3 protein-coding genes and 1 rRNA gene are annotated in these 5,565 nt (G+C 64.7%); all 4 read left to right on the top strand.

The features are described 5' to 3' along the window. Positions 1 to 170 precede the first annotated feature (170 nt). A complete protein-coding gene (locus AC5RW2_RS40140; protein WP_494028692.1) occupies positions 171 to 839 on the top strand; it encodes a DNA-3-methyladenine glycosylase in 669 nt (222 codons plus the stop codon). 221 nt (positions 840 to 1,060) lie between these two features. Then, entirely contained in the window at positions 1,061 to 3,319 is a 2,259-nt protein-coding gene (locus tag AC5RW2_RS40135; protein WP_494028893.1) for a HelD family protein, read from the top strand. Positions 3,320 to 3,368: 49 nt separating this feature from the next. Beyond that, entirely contained in the window at positions 3,369 to 4,694 is a 1,326-nt protein-coding gene (tyrS, locus tag AC5RW2_RS40130; protein WP_494028691.1) for a tyrosine--tRNA ligase, read from the top strand. Positions 4,695 to 5,226: 532 nt separating this feature from the next. After that, positions 5,227 to 5,565: ribosomal RNA gene (locus AC5RW2_RS40125) — 16S ribosomal RNA — on the top strand; the annotation flags it as partial.

The following is a 5,565-nucleotide window of genomic DNA, read 5'->3' as shown; positions in this document are numbered from 1 at the left end:
TCGAGTGGCACTGGTCCGATGGCCGGTTCGAGGCCTTGCGGCATTTCTACACCCGCATGGAGCAGTCCCCGGCAGCCTAGGCCGGATTGCGCCGACGGGCGGCCCGTGGCGGCTCGAAAGCCGCCGCGGGCTGGCCGCAGGGCTGGTGCGGGTATTGGTAATGTCGGTCCATGGGAAGCAGTTCGCGTCATCTCCTGACCGGTTCGGCCGTTGAAGTCGCTCCGCTGTTGTTGGGAGCAGTCATAACGCACGACGGCTCGACCCACGACAGCCACGGTGCCGTCAGCATCCGCATCACTGAGGTGGAGGCCTACCTTGGACCCCACGATTCCGATGCCCCGGATCCGGGTTCGCACAGTTTCCGGGGGCGAACCCCGCGCAACGCGACCATGTTCGGCCCCGCCGGCCATCTCTACGTTTACTTCACCTACGGCATGCACTACTGCGCCAACATCGTCTGCGGCGTTGAAGGCCAAGCCACGGGCTGCCTGCTGCGCGCCGGGGAAGTGATCGGCGGGCTGGAAGCCGCCCGCCGTCGTCGTCCGTCCTCCCGTAAGGATCACGACCTGGCCCAGGGTCCCGCACGCCTTGCGCAGTCATTGGGCATCGACCGCAGCTGCGACGGCGCCGACGTCTTCGCGGCGCCGTTCCGGCTGGACCTGCCGGCCGAACCGCTGCACGCGGACCGCGTCTCCACCGGTCCGCGCGTCGGCGTCAGCGGCGCGGGCGGAACGGCCGCCTATCCCTGGCGGTTCTGGATCACCGGGCATCCCACCGTTTCCCGGTACCGCCCGGCCGCCGTGCGTAGCAGCAGACGCCGCACCGCAGAAGCCCCCTGAGGTAAACAAGCGGTGGCCGCGGGGTAACGAAATCCGCGGAATCTGGACGCTTCGAGCTAGTACTGTGGATGCGTGCCAGAGAGGGGAAGAGCATGAGTCTTGATCTTGAATCGAGCCGGCAGCGAGTCAACGACGACGATATCCGGGATGTGGGGGTGTCCGCGCAGTCCGCGGAAAATCGCTGTAGAATGGACGGTCCGCCTTTTGTGGAAGGGAACGTCATGCACGATTCGGAATCGGCCCGCACCGAACTGGAACACGAGCGCGCCTACGTGGCCGGCTTATACCACCGCCTCGATGAGCTGCGCGAGGAGAAGCGGCAACAGTTGGCGCAGGTCCGGCGCAGTGGTTCCACCGGTTCACACCAGAACCGGTCCGAGCGCGATGCCTTCGCCACCATGTATGAGGACAGGCTGGCCCAGCTGAATGCCGTCGATGAGCGGCTGGTGTTCGGGCGGCTGGACCTGGACAGCGGCGAGACCCGCTACATCGGCCGCATCGGCCTGTCCACAGCGGACCTGCAGCGCCTGATGGTGGACTGGCGGGCGCCCGAAGCCGGCACTTTCTACCAGGCGACCGCTTTCGAGCGGCAGGGGGTGCGCCGGCGTCGGCATCTGATCCTGCAGGGACGGGATGTGAAAGCCATCGAGGACGATGTGCTGGATATATCCATGCTCGACGGCGACAGCAACCTCCAGGGCGAAGGCGCGCTGCTGGCGGCGCTCAACTCGAAGCGGACCGGACAGATGTCCGACATCGTCGGCACTATCCAGGCCGAGCAGGACCGTATCATCCGGTCCGGACTGTCCGGAGTGCTGGTGGTCCAGGGCGGTCCCGGCACGGGCAAGACGGCTGTGGCGCTGCACCGCGCCGCCTACCTTCTCTACACCCACCGTGAACGGCTGAAGTCCGCCGGTGTGCTGCTGGTTGGCCCCTCCAATTCCTTCATGAAGTACATCGAACGTGTGCTGCCGTCGCTGGGTGAAACCGGCGTCGTCATGACCAGCCTGGGGCGCCTGATGCCGGGCATCCATGCGGTACCGGAACGGGATGACCGGATAGCGGAGCTCAAGGGCCGGATCTACATGGCCGAGGTAGTAGCCAACGCCGTCGCCAACCGCCAGCGCATCCCCGCCGAACCCCGCAAGCTGAATGTGGAAGGCACCACCCTGGTGCTCACGCCTAAGCAGGTGCGGCGGGCCCGGGATAAGGCCCGTGCCACCGGCAAGCCGCACAACGAAGCACGGGTGACGTTTGTCAAGATCCTGCTGCGTGAGCTGGCGGACCAGCTGGCCGAAAAGCTGGAGGCCTCGTCGGGCGGCGGCAATACCACTGACAGGGCTTACCTGTCGGAGGACGTGCGCACCTCCCGGGATGTGCGGATTGCGCTGAATCTGTGCTGGATGCCGCTGACACCGGAGAAGCTCATTGCTGACCTGTTCGCCAAGCCCGCGCATCTGGAGGCAGCCGCCGGCCGGCTTACCGCTGCCGAGCGGGAACTGCTGCTGCGCGCTCCCGAGGCCCCGTGGACCGAAGCCGATGTGCCGCTGCTGGACGAGGCCGCCGAACTGCTCGGCGAACTCGATGCTTCCGCCGGACGGGACCAGGCAGCGCAGGAACAGGAACGCAAGCGCGATCTGGCCAATGCCGAACGTGCGCTGGAAAACGTCAACGAGTCGCTGGCGGACGTCGGTGTGGACGGCACCCTGAGCGCCGAGGAGCTGGCCGACTTCAATGCCGTGGCAGAACAGCGCCTGACTGCGGCTGAACGCGCTGCGGCGGACCGCACCTGGGCCTTCGGGCACATTGTGGTGGATGAAGCCCAGGAGCTTTCCGCGATGCAGTGGCGCCTGCTCATGCGGCGCTGCCCGGTCAAGTCCTTCACCGTTGTCGGGGATATCGCCCAGACCAGCGCCGCCGCAGGCGCGCTGTCCTGGCAGCGAGCCCTTGAGCCGTTCGCCGATGACCGCTGGCGCCTTGAGGAACTCACCGTCAACTACCGCACGCCGGCGCAGATTACCGAGGCTGCAGCCCGGATGGCCACCGCGGCCGGGCTTGTCGTATCTGCACCGAAGGCGGTGCGGGAGGGGCGCTGGGAGCCGATCGTGGATTCGGTCGAACCTGGCGGTTCCGTTCCGGCTCTGCTGCGCGCGCTGCCGGAGGAACTGGAAGCGGTCGACGGCGGCCTGCTGGCCGTGATTGTCGCCGACGGACGGCTGCCCGAGGTACGGAAGGCCGTGGCGGCCGAGTACGGCAGCCGCGTGGGCAGCGGAGCCGGCGGTTTCGAGGTGGACATCGTGGTGACCACTCCCAAGGAGGCCAAGGGCCTGGAGTTCGACGGGGTCGTCATCATCGAGCCGTCCGAACTGCTCGAGGGCGCCGGCGGCAAGGTCGGGGACCTGTACGTGGCAATGACCCGTCCTACGCAGCGGCTGCGGCTGATTGCGGGGGGCCCGATCCCGGCCGGCATCGTAGAGTGACGGCAGCACCGGCGGTGCTGCCCGCGGCGGTAATGATAATTTAGAAGGCGTGTCACAGAATACTGAGTTAGGTTCCCCGGCCCTTGAGGCCCAACGCAACGACCCGGGTTTCGCCAACATCTGGCAGGAACTGCAGTGGCGAGGACTGGTTCATGTCTCCACCGATGAGACTGAACTGGAGAAGCTCCTTGCCGGGGAACCGATCACGTATTATTGCGGTTTTGATCCGACGGCCCCTAGCCTGCACCTTGGCAATCTGGTGCAGCTGCTCACCATGCGCCGCCTGCAACTGGCAGGTCACAAGCCCATCGGGCTGGTGGGCGGCTCCACCGGCCTGATCGGTGATCCGCGGCCCACTGCCGAGCGTACGCTCAACACCAAGGAGACCGTCGCCGAGTGGGTCGGCTACCTGGAGGAACAGGTGAGCCGCTTCCTCTCCACTGACGGCGCGAATGCGCTGCGGATGGTCAACAACCTGGATTGGACCGCACCGCTGAGCGCGATCGACTTCCTGCGCGAGGTCGGCAAGCACTTCCGCGTGGGCACGATGCTGAAGAAGGACGCGGTCAATTCGCGCCTGAATTCCGATGAAGGCATCAGCTACACCGAATTCAGCTACCAGATCCTGCAGGGGATGGACTACCTGGAGCTGTACCGGGACTATGGCTGCATCCTGCAGACCGGCGGATCCGACCAATGGGGCAACCTAACCAGCGGCACTGACCTGATCCGCAAGGTCGAGGGAAAACATGTGCATGCCATCGGCACCCCGCTCATCACGAACTCCGACGGCACCAAGTTCGGCAAGAGCGAAGGCAATGCCATTTGGCTGGATCCTGCCATGACCAGCCCCTACGCCATGTACCAGTTCTGGCTCAACACCGCCGACGCCGATGTCATCGACCGGCTGAAGGTCTTTACCTTCAAGACCCGTGCCGAAATCGAAGCGTTGGAGCAGGCCGTGGCGGAGCGTCCCCATGCCCGCGAGGCGCAGCGTGCCCTCGCCTACGACGTCAGCTCCCTGGTGCACGGTGTCGACGCCACCGAAAAGGTCATTGCCGCCTCCGCGGCCCTGTTCGGCCAGGGCGACCTGGAAGTCCTGGACGAGGCGACGCTCACCGCGGCCACGGCCGAGATTCCGCAGGCAACAGTTCCTGCCGCGAAGCTGGGGATTGTCGATCTGCTGGTCGCATCCGGCCTGTCTCCGAGCAACTCGGCCGCGCGCCGCACCATTGCCGAAGGCGGCGCCTACGTGAACAACGAGAAGTTCACCGATCCTGAATCTGTGGTCGACGCTGCGAAGCTGCTGCATGGAAAGTACCTGCTGATGCGCCGCGGCAAGCGCACGCTGGCCACCGTTGTCGTGGACGGCTGAAACTCTCAAAACCATCAGGGCCTGCGGGGCGCCGGGAACCAAGTTTTCCAGCGCTCCGCAGGCCCTTTTCCGTAGATGTTCACTGGGTGTTGGTTGTGGATTTGCGCGGGGGGTGGGTGGGGTGTATTGTTTTCTGAGTCGCCGCCGCTGAGGCGGGGCGCAAATCCTTTACCTGGGGCCTGGGAGACGGCGGTTTTGCCGTGTCTGCGGGGTTCGGGGAGGGTCCCGGTCTGGGCCGGGTGGATGCGGTTCGCCGGTTTGGGCGGATTTGCGGAAACGGTCCGGGGCGGGTAAGTTTGAAAAGTTGCTCCGGAGCGATGGGGTGGCCCTGAGGGGTTGTTCCTGGTGCCGGGTGTGCCTGTTGTTTGAGAACTCAATAGTGTGCCAAGTTTGTTGATACCAAATGTTTTGTTTGGTTGATTTGGCTGTGATGCGCCGCGTTCGCGGTGTGTTGCGGTTTTTTTGGCCTTGATCGGATTTAGTGCAGTGCTGTTGCCCGTTTTCCCGGGTGGTGGTGCTGTGTTTGTAAGTTTTTACGGAGAGTTTGATCCTGGCTCAGGATGAACGCTGGCGGCGTGCTTAACACATGCAAGTCGAACGATGAACCCCTTCGGGGGGGATTAGTGGCGAACGGGTGAGTAACACGTGAGTAACCTGCCCTTGACTCTGGGATAAGCCTGGGAAACCGGGTCTAATACCGGATACGACTGTTCACCGCATGGTGGGTGGTGGAAAGATTTATCGGTTTTGGATGGACTCGCGGCCTATCAGCTGGTTGGTGGGGTAATGGCCTACCAAGGCGACGACGGGTAGCCGGCCTGAGAGGGTGACCGGCCACACTGGGACTGAGACACGGCCCAGACTCCTACGG

The sequence above is a fragment of the Arthrobacter sp. B0316-1-20 genome (assembly GCF_059091865.1).
The sequence above is the reverse complement of the archived record's forward strand: the minus strand, read 5'-3'. Positions and strand labels throughout refer to the sequence as shown.